Genomic DNA, 15,481 nt, shown 5'->3' with positions numbered 1-15,481 from the left:
CCGGCCCTGCCGGAAGCCGGCCCGTCGGAGGCACGCCGGCCGGCGTCGTGCTGAGACCGGTCAGGGGGCCAGCCGGTAGAACCGCCAGAACCCGAAGTCCTCGATCGGCAGCACCGACACGTCCGAGAAGCCCGCGTCGAGCGCATACCGGCGCAGGGTGTCCGCGCGCATCACCGTGCCGGTTCCCGCGCTCGGCGGATGGCTCATGCCGTCCGGCAGGCAGCACACGATGCTGAACCCGTACATCAGCCGCTCGACCTCGTCGCCGGGCGCGGTGAACCGGTCGGCGACGGCCTCGTCCATGACGACCATGACACCGTCGGGCGCGAGTGCACCCCGCACCGCGGAGAGCACCTCGACGGGGCGCGGCATGTCGTGGACGCACTCGAAGGCGAACGCGGCGGTGAAGCGTTCGTGGGGCAGGCCGGCCGCGTCGGCCTCGACGACGGTGACCCGGTCGGCGACGTCGGGGCACGCCGCGACGTTCGTCCGGGCCAGGGCGACCGTCGCCGGATCTATGTCGACGGCGAACAACCGGGCCTGCGGGTACGCGCGGGCCAGCGCGATCGTGGACCATGCTCCGCCACAGCCGATGTCGGCGATCACGGCCCCCGGCCGGCGTAGCAGGGCGTCCAGGTCCGGCACGGACGCCAGGGCACCCGGAAGCGCCTTCTCGTACCACGGCCGGTTCATGTCCGCCTGGCTCTCGCGCGCATCGGTGCCGAGCTGCGCCCAGCTCACGCCGCCGCCGGTGCGGTAGGCGTCGAGCAGAGCCGGGAGTTGCACGGACACCCCGGCGAACATGCGGGCCAGCGGCCCGAGGTAGTTGAGACTCTGCTCGTCGGTGAGGACCTCGGCCACCGCGGGCGGGAGCGTGAAGCGCGGCGGATCGTCGTCGTCGACCTCGAGCAGACCGGTCACCGCCTGCTGCTCGAGCCACTCGCGGGCGTAGCGCGGGTCGGTTCCGGTGCGCGTCGCGAGTTCGTCGGCGGCGGCGGGGCCGTCGGTGACGAGGCTGCGGTACCAGCCGAGCCGGTCGCCGAGGTAGATCGCGATCAGATCGACGGCGCCGAGCGCAGAGTCGAGGACGCGCTGAGCAGCGGTGTCGACGGGGGAGACGGTGTGCGTCACGGTGGGGCCTTCCGGAGGGGACAGGGGTGATTCCGAGAGTCCTCCGACTCCGGGCGGCGGACAACACCCCCTTGGGGGCCGAATGTGACATCCCGTCGATCAGATCGAAGCGATGTGACATTCGGCCACCCCCACGCAGCGGGGTGCGGGAACCAGATGCGTCCGCCGGACGTTCGGAGTCGTGCAACCGGAAGGAGTTCACCGTGCAGATCACCGCCAGTGCCCTGTCCCTCAACGTTCCCGACGTGGCCGCGTCGGCCGACTTCGCAACCCGCCACCTCGGGTTCACCGAAGCGATGGCCGAGGACGGGTTCGTCTCCCTCACCCGTGAGGACGCCGGCTTCAACCTCGTCTTCCTGCGGACCGGGCTCGGCAGCTTCAAGCCCGCGAGCATCGCGGGCGACGCCGGGCAGGGGACGCTCGTCGCCTTCGTCGTCGACACGATCGACGACGAGTACGAACGCCTGCAGGCCGAAGGAGTACCGATCGTCACCCCGATCGAGACCGAGCCGTGGGGCGAGCGGTACTTCCAGATGCGCGACCCGAACGGCATCGTCTACCAGCTCGTGCAGTGGGTGGACGAGCCGTCCTCGGCGAGTTAGCCGGACGAGTCGTCGGCGTGCGCCGCGAGGAACGGTTCGATCACGGACAGTACCTCCGGCGCCGCCGCGATCGTCGTCGCGTGGTCGTACCCCCGGATGACGGCGAGCAGGGCCCCGGGGATCGTCCGCGACAGCTCTCGGGTGTCGTCGATCCGTTCGCCGTCCTCCGAACCGACGAATGCCAGCGTCGGCACGTCCAGCGCGGCGAGGGCGGCGTCGTCGATGCCGGGTTCGCGATCCGACCGCCGCATGTACGCGGCGAGGGCGGTTGCGTCGTTCGCCCGGAACGCGGCCTGTGTCGCCGCGTCGACGGGTGCACCGAGGTGTTCCGCCCATGCCTCGAGGAACCCGTCGATGCCGTAGTGACCGAGCACGTCGGCGCATCCCGGGAAGAACAACCGGTCGAACGTCCCGGCCTGCGCACGGGCGCTGCCACCGCCCACGGTGAGCGTCCGTAGCCGCCCGGTGTCCCGCACCGCCAGCGACAGGCCGACCCGGGCTCCGAACGAGTATCCGAGGTAGTGGACGCGGTCGGTGCCGGCGGCGTCCAGTACCGCCAGCACGTCGTCGACGATCAGGTCCATCGCGTAGGCGTCCGGGACGTGGGGCTTGTCGCTGCGGCCGTGTCCGCGCAGGTCGGGCAGGATGAGCCGGTACCGCTCCCGCAGGGGACGCACGTACCCGAATCCCCGCCAGATGGCGGACGAGAGGGCGCTGCCGTGCGCGAGCAGCAGCGACGGGCTGCCGGCGCCGGCGTCGGAGTCGATCACCGAGAAGGCGATGCGGGTTCCGTCGACAGGGTTGATCGCATGGCTCACCGCTCCAGTCTGACCGACCGGGTCACGCCGATGTCGGCCAGGAACCGCTCGTCGTGGCTGACCACCACGAGGGCGCCCCGGTAGGCACGCAGCGCCTGCACCAGGTGTGTGAGGCCGGGCAGGTCCAGGTTGTTGGTCGGTTCGTCGAGGAGCAGCAGCCGCGGCGCCGGGTCCGCCGCCAGCAGGGTCGCCAGCGCCGCCCGCAGGCGCTCGCCGCCCGAGAGGGCGGCCGCCGGCACGTCCGCGTCGGCACCGCGGAACAGGAACCGGGCGAGCAACGCCCGGACCTGCTGCGCCGACAGGTGCGGGGCACGCAGCGCGACGTTGTCCGCCACCGACAGCGTCCCGTCGAAGATGTCCAGCCGCTGCGGCAGCACCGCGAACGGCACCCGGGGGCCGGCCGCGACGACGGCGTGCAGCAACGTCGTCTTGCCCGAACCGTTGGGTCCGCGCAGCGCGATCCGCTCCGGGCCGACGATCTCGAGCGGACCCTCGGCGACGCGCGCCCCGGCGTGCACCTCCGTCTCCGGCAGGTCCACCCGGATCTCCCGGTCGTCGCGCACGGTGTCCTGGGCCTGCTCGAGGGTCTCACGCGCGCCGGCGAGCTTGCCCTCGTGTTCGCGCCGCAGCCGGCCCGCCGACTCCTGGGCCTGCCGCTTGCGGGCGCCCATCACGATCTTCGGCTCCCGCTTGTTCTCGAACATCTTGCGGCCGTAGCGCTCTCGCCGGGCGAGCTTGACGTGCGAGTCGCGCAGTTCGCGCGCCTGCCGGCGCACGTCCGCGCGGGCGTCGCGCACCGCGGCCAGCGCGGCCTCCTGCTCGGCCGCGACGATGCGTTCGTACTCGCTGTAGTTGCCGCCGAACAGCCGCAGGTCTCCGTCCCGTACCTCGGCGACGGTGTCGACCCGTTCGAGCAGGTCGCGGTCGTGGGTCGCGACGACGAGGGTCCCGGGGAACTCCCGCAGCACGTCGTACAGACGCGTGCGGGCCGCCGGATCCAGGTTGTTCGTCGGTTCGTCGAGCAGCAGGACGTCGGGCTCGTCGAGCAGACGGGCCGTGAGGGCCAGCAGGACGGTCTCGCCGCCGGAGAGGGTGCCGACGGTGCGATCGAAGTCGCTGGGGGATCGGACGATTCGGTCGAGGCCGAGGTGGTGCAGGGTGGCCAGGGCGCGCTCCTCGACGTCCCAGCGCTCGCCGACGGTGTCGAAGTCGCGGGCGGCGGTCGAGCCGGCCTCGATGCGCCGCAGTGCCGCACGCACGCCGTCGATGCCGAGGACGGCGTCGACGGTGCGGTGCCGGTCGAGGACGATGTCCTGCGGCAGCAGCGAGACCCGGCCACGTATCGTGACGGAACCGCGGGTCGGGGGCAGATCGCCCGACATGATGTGCAGCAGAGTCGATTTGCCGGACCCGTTGCGCCCGACGAGTCCGGTGCGGCCGGTGGGGAGGGTGGTGTCGAGACCGTCGAACACCACGGTGCCGTCCGGCCAGGTGAACGCGAGGTCCGAGAGAATCGGGGAAGGGTGTGACATGGCTGCTCCCGGCAGTAGGTGACGACGTACCGCGCGCAGGGTGCGGCGCGGCGGGCGAAACCTCTACAGGAGCAACGGCCTTCTCCGATCGGCGGGAACGTGACGAGAATCCACGGTAGATCGGTGATCGCGGAGCGGCAACCGGTTTTCTGCGCGACCGCGACCCGCGTCACAACGTGCCGCCTGTACGGCACGCCCTCCCGGGTCGTGCCCGACGGCACCGTCCGAATTCGGGCATGATCGTGGTCGTGCCCATCCTTCGACGCCGACCGGTTCCGCTCCTGACGACCGTCGTCGCCGCGCTCGCGGCCGCCGGGTGCTCCTTCGGGCCCGACCAGCCCGAGACCGTCGTGGGCGAGTTCGCGGCGGCGCTCGAGGCCGGCGACGTGCAGGCCGCGGCGGACCTCACCACCGACCCCGCGGCGGCGGCCACGACGATCGGCGACGTGTTCGACGGTCTCGGCGTCGACGGGTCCGGCACGGTCCGCCCCGACGTGAACCTCGCCGGCACGGGGGACGCGGGCACGTTCGACCTCGACGTCGCGTGGACCTTCGGCGCCGGGCGGGACTGGGCGTACCGCACGTCCGGCAGTGCGGTGGACCTCGACCCGCAGGGCTGGCGCATCGAGTGGGATCCGGCGCTGCTCGCCCCGGACCTGACCGCCGGCACCACCCTGAGCTACACGACCACGGTGGGTCCGGCGCCGTCGGTGCTCGACCGCCGCGGGCAGCCGATCCTCGAACAACAGGTCGTGACGCTGGTGAGCCTCGATGCCACCGCCGACCCGGCGGCCGTCGCGCCCCTGCTGGCGACGGCCGCGCCCACGATCACCGCGCAGTCGCTTGCCGCCGACGTCGCCGCCGCGGCGGGCAAGCCCGTGACGGCGGTGACCCTCCGGGAGACCGACCTCGCGCCGATCGAAGCGCAGCTCGCCGCGCTGCCCGGGGTGACCCTCGTCCGGCAGACCCGGTTGCTGACGGTCGACCGAACCCTGGCCTCGCCGGTGCTGTCCGGGCTGGGCGAGCTGTGGCAGGAGGGGCAGGACGCGTCCGCCGGTTGGGCCGTGCGGCTCGTGTCCGGGGACGGCAGCGCGCGCCGCGTCGCCGGGGCCGACGGTCCACCGGCGCCGGACCTGCAGACCACGCTCGACCTGGACCTGCAGACGCGCGCCGAGGCGGTCCTGGCGCCGATGCAGCAACCGGCGGTGATCGTCGCGATCGAGCCGTCCACCGGGGCGGTGCGGGCGGTGGCGCAGAACGCCGCCGCCGACGCCGAGGGGCCGCTCGCCCTGACCGGGCTGTATCCGCCCGGCTCGACGTTCAAGACCGTCACCACCTCGGCCGCGCTGCAGGCCGGGGCCACGACCCCCGACACGGTGGTGCCGTGCCCCGGGACCGCGAACATCGAGGGTCGCGTCATCCCCAACGACGACAGCTTCGACCTCGGCTCCGTCCCGTTGCACACCGCCTTCGCCTTCTCGTGCAACACCACGATGGGCCGGCTCGCCGTGGGACTGCCGGCGACCGCGCTCACCGACGCGGCCGCACAGTTCGGGCTCGGGGTGGACTACGTCACGCCCGGACTGGTCACGGTCACCGGCAACGTGCCCGAGGCGCGGACGCCGGCGGAGCGCGTCGAGTCCGCGATCGGCCAGGGCCGGGTGACGGCGTCCCCGTTCGGGATGGCACTCGTGGCGGCGTCCATCGCGCACGGGTCGACACCGCTGCCGATGCTCGTCGAGGGCCGGCCGGGGGTGGCCGATCGCGCGCCCGGCGCCGCGCCGGAGGAGGTCACTGCCGCGTTACGGACGATGATGCGGGAGACTGTCACGGGGGGAACCGCGAGTGCGCTGCGGGACATCCCCGAACTCGTCGGTAAGACGGGGACGGCAGAGTACGGTGATGGCACCGGTGCCCACGGGTGGTTCGTCGGCTCGCAGGGAGACCTCGCATTCGCGGTTTTCGTTGCGGGAGCGGGCAGTTCGGCGCCGGCAGTGGACGTGGCGGGACGCCTGCTGAGGGGGTGATACGCGGTTCGAGGCGCAATCGTGATCGCATCGTAGGCAGGACGTGCTTGTTGCTGAAGTGACAGAAGTGAAAGTTGGTCGTTATGGGTTTTCGGGACTGGCGCAGGATGCGCGGCCGCGTGACAGCCCTGGTCTCCGTCGTGGTTCTCGCCGCGGGCATGGCGTCCTGCGTGTTCGACGACTCCCGGAGCGACGCGCAGCGACTCGTCGACGACTTCGTCGCGGAACTGAACGAACGCGACGCCGCCGGCGCGGCCGCCCTCACCTCGTACCCGAACGCCGCCGAGACGTCGATCAGCCAGATGTTCGAGGGCATGAAGGACGGTGACGTCGAGTTCGACGTCGCCCAGTTCGTCGAACTCAACGAGCAGACGGGATTCTTCTCCCTCGGAGCCGACTGGAACTTCGGGCCCGGCAAGGACTGGGGCTACCAGGTGGACGGCGTGGCCAAGAACCTCGCCGTCGGCTGGCGGATCTCCTGGGACCCGCAGGTGCTGGTGCCCGACCTGAACCGGACCCGCACCGTGCACCACGTGCGCACCGACGCCGCCCCGCCGAAGATCTTCGACCGCACCGGTCGGCTGCTCATGGCCGAACAGACCATCAACGCCGTCGTCGTCGACCCCGCCCTCACGTCCGATCCGGTCGACACCACGACACGGCTCGCGAAGGTACTCGAACCGGTCGCCCCGGTCATCACCGCCGACCTGCTGCAGCGCAACCTCGCGGCCGACCCGGGCGCGCGCATCACCGCGGTGAAGCTGCGCGACCAGGACTACCAGTTCCTCGAGGACGACATCGTGTCCATCCCGGGCGTCGTGGTGGTCGAGACACCGACCCTGATCAGCGCGGACCGGCGGATCTCCACACCCCTGCTCGACCCGTTGCGCGCGGCCTGGCAGCTCGAACGCGACGCCACCGCCGGCTGGGCCGTCACCCTCGAAGAACCCGGCGCCGACCCCGTGCAGCTCGCCGGCTTCCAGGGCCCGCCGCCGCCGGACCTGCAGGCGACCCTCGATTCGCACGTCCAGCTCGCCGCCAAGGAAGCCGTGGTCAGCGTGGGTACCCCCGCGGCCATCGTGGCCATCCAGCCGTCCACCGGCGGCGTCCTGGCCCTGGACGTGAACAACTGGGCGATGGAACTCGGACCGGTCGCCTCGCGCGGGCTGTACCCGGCCGGACAGGTACTGGATCCGGTGCGCCTGGCCGCGGGCCTCGACCGGGGCGTCGATCCGGTCTCGGTGAGCACCGACGATCTGGCCGCCACCGCCCGCCGGCTCGGGCTCGGACTCGACTACGACGTTCCGGGGTTCGACTTCGAGACCGCGCAGATCGGGGAAAACCGGTCGGGCGTGGTGCAGTTCTCCGGCTCGGACGGCGGCAGCGAGGCGCTCGTCAGTCCGTTCGGGGCCGCGCTGCTCGCCGCGTCCGTCGCGCGGGGGGAAGCGCCGCTGCCGGCGATCGTGCAGGGCAGGTCGGCGAAGGTCGACGAGACCGTCGAACCGCTGCCACCGCAGGTGACCGACGCGTTGCGCGCCGCGATGGCCGAGAACGTGCGCAGCGGCCCCGCATCGTTCCTGAAGGGTCACCCGGGTCTGGCCGGCATCGCGGCCGCGAGCGGCGACGACCGGTGGTTCTACGGATACACCGGCGATCTGGCGTTCGCGGTGTTCGTCGCCAACGCCGACGGCGGCGACCGTGCGGTGAAGATGGCCGACATGTTCCTGCGGGAGCTGGCCAAGCCGCCCACCGACGGCTGACCGCCGCGGACCTCGACGGTCCCGTCGGAGCGGACCCGGGTACGTTTGTCGCTCGTGACCCCCGTCGACCTGCTGCTGCTCGCGGTCGCGGGGTTCTTCGCCGGGCTCATCGGGTTCGTCACCGGCCTTGCGTCCATCGTGTCGTACCCGGCGCTGCTCGCCGCGGGGCTGCCACCCGTCGCCGCCAACGTCACCAACACCGTCGCGATGGTGGGGGTCGGCGTGGGGGCACTCGCCAACTCGACCCGCGAGGTCGTCGACACCGGCCCACGGCTGTGGCGGTGGACCGCGTACTCGGCGCTCGGCGGCCTCGTCGGCGCCGTCGTGCTGCTGTGGGCGCCGGCGGGGTCGTTCGAGGCGGTGGTGCCCTACATGGTGGCGTTCGCGGCTCTCGCGCTGCTGCTCCAGCCGCGGATCCGCGCCCTGTCCGGCGGCCGGGACCTGCCGGGACCGTACTCGGCGCTGCTGTTCGTCGTCGCCGTGTACGGAGGCTACTTCGGGGCCGGGGCGGGCGTCGTCTTCCTCGCCGTGACCCTGATCTGCACCTCCGAGCACATCTGGCGCGCCACCATCCTCAAGAGCTACCTGCTCGGGGTGGCCAACCTCGTCGCGGCCATCGGGTTCGCCGTATTCGGCCCGGTGCACTGGGGTGCGGCCGCGGCGATGGCGCTGGGGGCCGTCGCGGGCGGGTGGTGCGGACCGCCGGTGGTCCGGCGCATCCCGCCCGACGTGCTGCGGGTGGGGGTCGCACTCGCCGGATTCGGGCTGGCGGTGTGGCTGGCCCTCCGGTGAGCCCGCCGCGCCCGTGCACACCGTCGACCTACGGTCGGTGACATCGTCGACCTACGGTCGGTGACACCGCCGGGTCAGTGCACCCCCTGCATCTTCCGCCGGATCCAGGGCGACAGCAGCGCCAGCACGACGCCGATCGCGATCGAACCGAAGCCGATCCACGCGAAGTACGGCTTCTCGTTCGCCTCGTCGTAGTACTTGGCGAGCGTGCCGGCCATCGCCGTGCCGAGTGCGACGGACAGGAAGAACAGCGCCACCATCTGGGTGTGGAAGTTGCGTGGGGCGAGCTTCGTCGCGAGGGACAACCCGACGGGGGAGAGCAGCAGCTCGGCGAACGTGAACAGCAGCAGGATGCCGGCGAGACCGAGCACGGGAGCACTGTTGGGGCCGCCGCCGGACATCGGGACGAAGCACAGGAATGCGATGCCCATGAGCATCGTGCCCATCGCGAACTTCGCCGGCGACGACGGCTGCCGGGGCCCGAGCCGGGTCCACAGCGCGGCGAACACACCGGCGAACACGATGATGAACACGGGGTTGATCGACTGCACCCATGCCGGCGGGAAGTCCCAGCCGAACAGGTTGCGGTCGAGGCGCTTGTCCGCGTAGACCGCGACGGTGGTGAACTGCTGCTGGAACAGCGACCAGAAGGCCGCGCTGGCCAGGAACATCGGGATGAAACTGACCACCCGGCTGCGTTCGGCCGGGGTGATCTGCCGACTGGACAGGATCACCACGAAGTAGACGACGGAGGCCGCGACGATCGTGCCGACCACGACGTCGGACAGGTTGTCGACGGTGACCAGTCCGGTCGCGAACAGCACCGCGATCAGGGCGAGCACGACGAGGGCGATCCCGGCGGCGCGGACCCGCTGGGTGGCGGGCAGCGGGTGCGGGGGCGTGGCGCCGATCCCGCGCAGGTGCTTGCGGCCGAGGGTGTACTGGATCAGGCCGAGCGCCATGCCGATCGCGGCCAGGCCGAATCCGTAGTGGAAGCCCAGCTCGGTCTGCGCCCACCCGGTGAGCAGCGGACCGATCAGCGCCCCGATGTTGATGCCCATGTAGAAGATGGAGAACCCGGCGTCGCGACGGGTGTCCTGCTCGTCGTAGAGATCACCGACGAGCGACGTCGCATTGGCTTTGAGGCCGCCGCTGCCGACCGCGACGAACACCAGGCCGACCGCCACTCCGGCGAGTCCGGGCAGCAGAGCCAGCGAGATGTGGCCGAGCATGATGAGGATCGCGCTGTAGAACAGCGTGCGTTCGGAACCGAGCAGCCGGTCCGCGATCCAGGCGCCGAGGATCGTCGACAGGTAGACCGTGCCGCCGTACGCGCCGACGATCGACGTCGCGGCCAGCTCGCTGATCCCCAGTCCACCGTCGGCGGCCGAGTAGTACAGGTAGTAGATCAGGATGCCCTGCATGCCGTAGAAGGAGAATCGCTCCCACATCTCGACACCGAACAGGTTGGCCAGGGCGAAGGGCTGGCCGAAGAAGGTTCGTTCCCGAGTCCGTTCGGGCGGCGGCGCGGTCTCGCTCATGGCTGTCACTCTCGCACAGCCCCGGTCTCCCGGACGGCGTTCGCCCCGGACCCTGTCCGATATGCGCACTACGGCTCGGACGGGGCGGAACGGTCAGGCGGCGTCGACGCGTCGGCGCGCCCAGAGGCCCGCCAGCAGGCGCCACCCGAGCAGGAACACCGCGAGCACGATCGATGCGACGACGATGAACGACCCGGCGGTGCCCTGGCCGGTGACGACCCGCAACAGCATCCCGACGACCACGGTGGACAGCCAGGCGAGCACGCCGGTCGGGACGACCAGCCACGGATCGAACTTCTCCTTGTAGAGCGCAGCCGTCGCGATCCATCCCGCGGTCAGGCCGGCCAGGAACGGCCATGCCGTGCTCGCGAGTCCGACCAGATCGACCCCCTCGTCGTGACTCGCGCGTCCGAGCGCGGCGAACACGATGACCAGGACGACGTCGATCAGGGCGGGTGCGTACTTCTTCACGTCGTCCAGCGTAGGGCGACGACGACAGCGAGCGCCCTCCGGGACGGGAGAGCGCTCGCTGTGCGGGACGGGATCAGGCCTGCAGGCCGGCCTCGATCTCGAGGTTGATGGTGATCTTGTCGCCGACGACGGCGCCGCCGCCCTCGAGCGGCATGTCGATGGAGATGCCGAAGTCCTTGCGGTTGAGGACGGTGGTGGCCTCGAAGCCGGCGACCGGGCCCTGGCCCATACCCGGGTTCACTCCGTTGAACTCGAGCTTCAGTTCGACGGGCTTGGTGACGCCGTGCAGGGTGAACTCGCCGTCGACCACGTAGTCGCTTCCGGCGGTGCGCACGCCGGTGGACCGGAAGGTCGCGGTCGGGAACTGCTCGGCGTCGAAGAAGTCGGCGGAGCGGATGTGGGCGTCGCGATCGGCGTTCCTGGTGTCGATGGACGCGACCTGGATCTCGGCGGCGACGGCGACCGTGCCGTCCTCGGCGACGGTGACGGCGCCCGAGAAGTCGTCGAACGTGCCGCGCACCTTGCTGACGACGAGGTGCCGGACGGTGAAGCCCACCGTGGAGTGGACCGAGTCGATGACCCAGGTGCCGGCGGTGAGCCCGGGGAAGGTGGCGGTGGTGGCGGCGGTGGTCATGGGTGCTCCTCCTGGTCGAGTATTGGTTGAAGTTTCAACCTTCGATGCAGTCAACGATCGCATCCAATGGTTGATTCCGCAACTACTTGCGATGTGAAGTGGATCTCACTCCGGCGCGGGGGTGCCCTCGCTCGCGGCCCGGCCGCGACGTCGTTCGAGCACCGAACGGGCGTGTTCCTCGCGTTCGAGATCGGCGTCGATGTCCTCCTCGTGCCGGCTCGTCCGGAACTTGAAAGCCACCACCGTCCACCCCACGAGCGCGACCAGGATGAAGCTCACGCCCCGGTACACGAACACCGCCGCCAGGGCCTGCGAGGCACTCATCCCGGCCGCGGTGAGCGTGGCGATCAACGTGCCGTCGACGAAACCCAGCCCGCCGGGCGCGAGCGGAATGCTCCCCACCGCCTTGGCGGCCGCGAACGCGATCAGCAGTCCCGGCAGCGACGGCTCCCCGCCCACCGCCCAGCACGCGAACCCCAGACACGCGACGTCGAAGACCCGGTGCACGGCCGACCAGCCGATCGTGGCGAGCCCGTCGCGCCGACCCAGGTGCACCGCCTCGATCTGCCCGAGGACCTGCTCGAACTTCTCCAACCCGGTGTCGGCCGGCTTGCGCAGCAGGCGGTTGACGCGCGCGAGAACCCACGCCCCGGCCGACTCGACGGACGACGGATTGCGGGACGCGTACCGGACACCGACGATCAACGCGATCCCCCCGGCCACCGACAGCACCAGCGTCACCGGGCTCACCCGCGTACCGACCGCGAACGCGCCGCCCACGCCGACCGCTGCGAGCGTCACCGCCGCGATCACCCCCGAGACCGCGAGTTGCCACGACGCCACCACCGGCGTCGCACCCCAGCGCCGGGTCTGCTGGTAGGTGAACGCGGTGGAGAACACCGGACCGGCCGGCAACGTCACCGCCATCGCCGTGCTCGCATAGATCACCGACGCCGAGCGCACGTGCCCGACGACGACCTCCCCGGCGCGCAGCAGCCGTCGCTGGACTTCCGCGAAGCCGCTCAGCGACAGGGCCTGCGCGAGGATGCACGCGGCCAGCCAGCCCCAGTGCAGTTCGGTCAGAGCGCGCCAGGAGTCGGCCAGCGTCGGCCACAGGTAGATGCCCTCGACGACCAGCAGGGCGACCAGCGCCACGGCGAGCAGCCACTTCACCCGCCCGAAGCGACCCCGGCGCCGCGTGGCGTCGGGTGCTGGCGGATCACGTCGGGGCTGCGCCACAGGATTCAGCGTAGCCAAGCGGACCGGAGGGTGGATCGTCCTTTTCGTCGCCGACTCGTCCGGCCGTCCGTCACTCGTGGCCCGATTCCGGATACCGCACCGGCCAGGCGAGATGCGTCACCCGGCGGCGGCCCCGCAGCTGCACCTCGTCGCCGAGCTCCCAGTGGGCCCGTTCCTCGTCGTCGGCGAAGTACAACGCGCTCGACGACGCGAGCACCCGGCTCGGCCGCAGCTTCGCCAGTTCGGTCAGCCGCGACGCCTCGTTCACCGGATCGCCGATGACGGTGTACTCGAACCGTTCGGCCGCGCCGATGTTGCCGGCCACCGCCAGCCCCGCCGAGACCCCGATGCCGATGTCGAGATCGGTGATCTCGTCCAGCGCGAATCGCAGCTCCCGGGCCGCCGCGAGCGCGGCGGTGGGCGCGTCGGGCCGGTCCAGCGGAGCGCCGAAGATCGCCAGCGCCGCGTCGCCCATGAACTTGTTGACGAAGCCGTGGTGCCGGTCGACGACGTCCACCACGACCCGGAAGAACTCGTTGAGCAGCTCGACGACCTCGCCCGGCGGGCGTTCGGCCGCCGTCGCCGTCGATCCCACCATGTCCACGAACAGCACTGCGACGTAGCGGGTCTCCCCGCCGAGCTCGGTGCCGTACTGCAGGGCACGGCGGGCCACGTCCTCGCCGACGTGCTGACCGAACAGCTGGCGCAGCCGCCGCCGCTCGTCGGACTCGGCCATCATCCGGTTGAAGCCGACCTGCAGGCGGCCGATCTCGCTGCCGTCGAACACCTCGACCTGCACGTCCGTCGCGCCGCGCTGGACCCGCTCGATGGCCCAGCGCAGCTGCTTGACCGGGTCGGAGATCTGGGCCGCGGTGAGCGACGACAGCACCCCCGCCAGACCGATCGCCATCACCGACAGCGCCAGCACCGCCCAGGCCATCGCGTCCACCGGGAACTCGACGTCGGTGGTCAACTGCGTGACGCACAGCAGGGCGATGCCGCCGGCCGGCATCAGCGTGCCGAGCCCCCACGTCATGGCGAGGCGCGTACCGACACCCGGCGCGAGGGTCCGGTCGAACTCCCCCTCGCTCAGGGCCCGCGCCGCCACCGGCCGCAGGATCCGCTCGCCGAGCATGTACGTGAACCCGAACGTGCTCGTGGCGGCCATCGCGACGGTGATCGCCACCGCCACCGCCAGCTCCGGCATCTCCTCCGCGGTGAGGAACACGAACAGCACGCCGCCGAGGATCCACAGGACCAGGTGCACGATCGCCTGCCGCAGCGGCGCGTGCAGCGCGGACATCTGCTCGGATCGGGTCGGCGGGCCGCCGCGCAGCTGCCACCGCACCACCGCCCGCAGCATCAGGGCCGCGGCCGTCAGGCTCACGATCCCGGCGAACACCAGATACACCGCGAACACCGCGAAGTTGCGGACCCGGTCCGCGATGATGTTCTCGTTCTCGGACAGCGGGATGCCGTACCGGACGAACGCGAACACCAGCAGCGCGCCGAACAGGTTCGACGCCCCCATCGAGGCCATGTAGAGCGGCCAGCGACTACGCAACGTCGCCGCGACGGCTCGATAGGACCCCAACACGACATCAAATCAAACCACTGTGCCCACCGTCACAGCGCACCATGGTCGTGATCCGGGCGTTTCGGGCGGTTACCCTCGGCGCGACGATCGACCGGGAAGGGGAACGTCCGCATGGTCCGGCGCAGAGCCGACGACAGGCCGCCGCGTCGCGTCGCCGTGCCCGCCGCACCCGCCCGGGACCGGATCGGCGCCGACCCGGACGCGCCGCTGTGGCGGGCCGCGCAGGTGTTCCGGCTCGTCACCGTCGTCTACGCCGTGAGCTCCCAGTTCTCCACCGTCACCCACTACACCTCCCCGCAGCTCAGCTGGTTCTTCGTCGCGCTGCTGGCGGTGTGGTCCGGCGTGTCGGCGGTGCTGCTGTCGCAGGGAGTCGGCCGGCGCGCCGTGGTGGTCGGGATGGATCAGGTCGTCGCGGTCGCACTCATGGGCGCGACGCGGCTCGTCGCCGACCACGACTGGTACAGCGCCCATCAGACGCTGCCCACCACCCTCTGGGTCGCCAACGCGGTGCTCTCGGCCGCGATCCTCGGCGGTCCCGCCGCCGGCGTGGCATCCGCGCTGGCGATGGCCTCGGTCAGCGCGGTGGTCCGCGACCAGATCAACCTCGACCTGTGGCGGGACGCGACCGCCCCCGTCCTCGTCGCGGTCGGCGTCGCGATGGGATTCGCCACCACCACCGCCCGGCGCGCGCACCGGCAGCTCGAGCAGGCCGTGCGGGTGGCGGCCGCCACCGAGGAACGCGACCGGCTCGCCCGCGAGGTGCACGACGGGGTGCTGCAGGTCCTGGCCCTGGTGCGGCGCCGGGGCACCGCTCTCGGCGGGGAGGCCGCCGAACTCGCCCGGCTCGCCGGGGAGCAGGAGGCCGCGCTGCGGATGCTCGTCTCCGAACAGGGCACCCGGCTCGACCGCGGCGACGAACTCGTGGACCTGCGGGCGCTGCTGCGGGGCCAGGCCGGTGCCGGCGTCACCGTCTCGGCGCCCGCCGACCCGGTCCTGCTCGACCGCGTCCGCGCCGCGGAACTGGCGGCGATCGCCACCACGGCGCTGACCAACACCACGCTGCACGCGGGTGCCGGGGCGAAGGCGTACGTGCTGGTCGAGGACCTCGGCGACGAGGTGATCCTCAGCGTCCGCGACGACGGGAAGGGCATCGCGGACGGGCGGCTCGCCGAGGCCCGCGCCGAGGGCCGGATGGGTGTGTCGAAGTCGATCGTCGGCCGCGCGCAGTGGCTCGGTGGCGTCGCGGTGCTCGACAGCGCGCCCGGTGCGGGCACCGAATGGGAGATCCGGATTCCGAAGAGGGGAGCACGAGGTGGGTGAGGACAGCGCGACGAGCG

At 71.6% G+C, this 15,481-nt stretch carries 13 protein-coding genes; 5 read left to right on the top strand and 8 right to left on the bottom strand.

Features of this window, described 5'->3' with window-relative positions; translation table 11 throughout:
- Positions 1 to 60 precede the first annotated feature (60 nt).
- Positions 61 to 1,131 carry a class I SAM-dependent methyltransferase gene (locus tag OEY_RS0109025; RefSeq protein WP_010593559.1) on the bottom strand — a complete coding sequence of 357 codons (1,071 nt, stop codon included), beginning with the start codon at positions 1,129 to 1,131 and terminating at the stop codon, positions 61 to 63.
- A gap of 203 nt (positions 1,132 to 1,334) precedes the next feature.
- Here OEY_RS0109025 and OEY_RS0109020 point away from each other — a divergent pair, with 203 nt between their 5' ends.
- Positions 1,335 to 1,733: a VOC family protein gene (locus OEY_RS0109020; protein ID WP_010593558.1), complete on the top strand. Its 399-nt coding sequence runs from the start codon at positions 1,335 to 1,337 to the stop codon at positions 1,731 to 1,733.
- Here the strand turns inward: OEY_RS0109020 and OEY_RS0109015 are convergent.
- Together OEY_RS0109015 and OEY_RS0109010 are read right to left on the bottom strand one after the other, a co-directional pair.
- A complete protein-coding gene (locus OEY_RS0109015) occupies positions 1,730 to 2,551 on the bottom strand; it encodes an alpha/beta fold hydrolase (protein ID WP_010593557.1) in 822 nt (273 codons plus the stop codon). The two genes, OEY_RS0109020 and OEY_RS0109015, sit on opposite strands and share 4 nt — an antisense overlap.
- Positions 2,548 to 4,083, bottom strand: a complete 1,536-nt coding sequence (locus tag OEY_RS0109010) for an ABC-F family ATP-binding cassette domain-containing protein (RefSeq protein ID WP_010593556.1) — start codon at positions 4,081 to 4,083, stop codon at positions 2,548 to 2,550. Before OEY_RS0109010 ends, OEY_RS0109015 begins: the two co-directional genes overlap by 4 nt.
- A gap of 236 nt (positions 4,084 to 4,319) precedes the next feature.
- Between OEY_RS0109010 and OEY_RS0109005 the strand changes: the two genes are divergently transcribed.
- The 3 genes from OEY_RS0109005 to OEY_RS0108995 all read left to right on the top strand — a co-directional run bounded on the left by OEY_RS0109005 (position 4,320) and on the right by OEY_RS0108995 (position 8,662).
- Positions 4,320 to 6,110 (top strand): penicillin-binding transpeptidase domain-containing protein, encoded by a 1,791-nt coding sequence (locus OEY_RS0109005; protein WP_010593555.1) that lies wholly within the window; start codon positions 4,320 to 4,322, stop codon positions 6,108 to 6,110.
- 83 nt (positions 6,111 to 6,193) lie between these two features.
- Positions 6,194 to 7,870, top strand: a complete 1,677-nt coding sequence (locus OEY_RS0109000) for an NTF2-like N-terminal transpeptidase domain-containing protein (protein WP_051009375.1) — start codon at positions 6,194 to 6,196, stop codon at positions 7,868 to 7,870.
- Between the two features lie 54 nt (positions 7,871 to 7,924).
- On the top strand, positions 7,925 to 8,662 hold the full coding sequence (locus OEY_RS0108995) for a sulfite exporter TauE/SafE family protein (protein WP_026138042.1): 738 nt from the start codon (positions 7,925 to 7,927) through the stop codon (positions 8,660 to 8,662).
- A gap of 74 nt (positions 8,663 to 8,736) precedes the next feature.
- On the opposite strand, the gene OEY_RS0108990 is transcribed toward OEY_RS0108995, so the two are convergent.
- From OEY_RS0108990 to OEY_RS0108970, 5 genes are all read right to left on the bottom strand, one after another.
- Positions 8,737 to 10,203 (bottom strand): peptide MFS transporter, encoded by a 1,467-nt coding sequence (locus OEY_RS0108990; protein ID WP_010593552.1) that lies wholly within the window; start codon positions 10,201 to 10,203, stop codon positions 8,737 to 8,739.
- 93 nt (positions 10,204 to 10,296) lie between these two features.
- Positions 10,297 to 10,674: a DUF3054 domain-containing protein gene (locus tag OEY_RS0108985; RefSeq protein WP_010593551.1), complete on the bottom strand. Its 378-nt coding sequence runs from the start codon at positions 10,672 to 10,674 to the stop codon at positions 10,297 to 10,299.
- A 73-nt stretch (positions 10,675 to 10,747) separates the two neighbouring features.
- Entirely contained in the window at positions 10,748 to 11,308 is a 561-nt protein-coding gene (locus tag OEY_RS0108980) for a YceI family protein (protein WP_010593550.1), read from the bottom strand.
- A gap of 105 nt (positions 11,309 to 11,413) precedes the next feature.
- Positions 11,414 to 12,547, bottom strand: coding sequence for a lysylphosphatidylglycerol synthase transmembrane domain-containing protein (locus OEY_RS0108975; RefSeq protein WP_043805022.1), 1,134 nt, complete (start codon positions 12,545 to 12,547; stop codon positions 11,414 to 11,416).
- Positions 12,548 to 12,617: 70 nt separating this feature from the next.
- Positions 12,618 to 14,087 (bottom strand): adenylate/guanylate cyclase domain-containing protein, encoded by a 1,470-nt coding sequence (locus OEY_RS0108970; protein WP_010593548.1) that lies wholly within the window; start codon positions 14,085 to 14,087, stop codon positions 12,618 to 12,620.
- A 168-nt stretch (positions 14,088 to 14,255) separates the two neighbouring features.
- On the opposite strand from OEY_RS0108970, the gene macS reads away from it, so the two are divergent.
- Positions 14,256 to 15,464, top strand: coding sequence for a MacS family sensor histidine kinase (gene macS / locus OEY_RS0108965; protein WP_010593547.1), 1,209 nt, complete (start codon positions 14,256 to 14,258; stop codon positions 15,462 to 15,464).
- The last annotated feature ends 17 nt before the right edge of the window (positions 15,465 to 15,481 follow it).

The organism is Rhodococcus sp. P14 (assembly GCF_000256505.1).
GTDB classification, from domain to species: domain Bacteria; phylum Actinomycetota; class Actinomycetes; order Mycobacteriales; family Mycobacteriaceae; genus Rhodococcus; species Rhodococcus ruber.
Note: the sequence above shows the minus strand (reverse complement) of the source record. Positions and strands in the feature narration are given on the sequence as shown.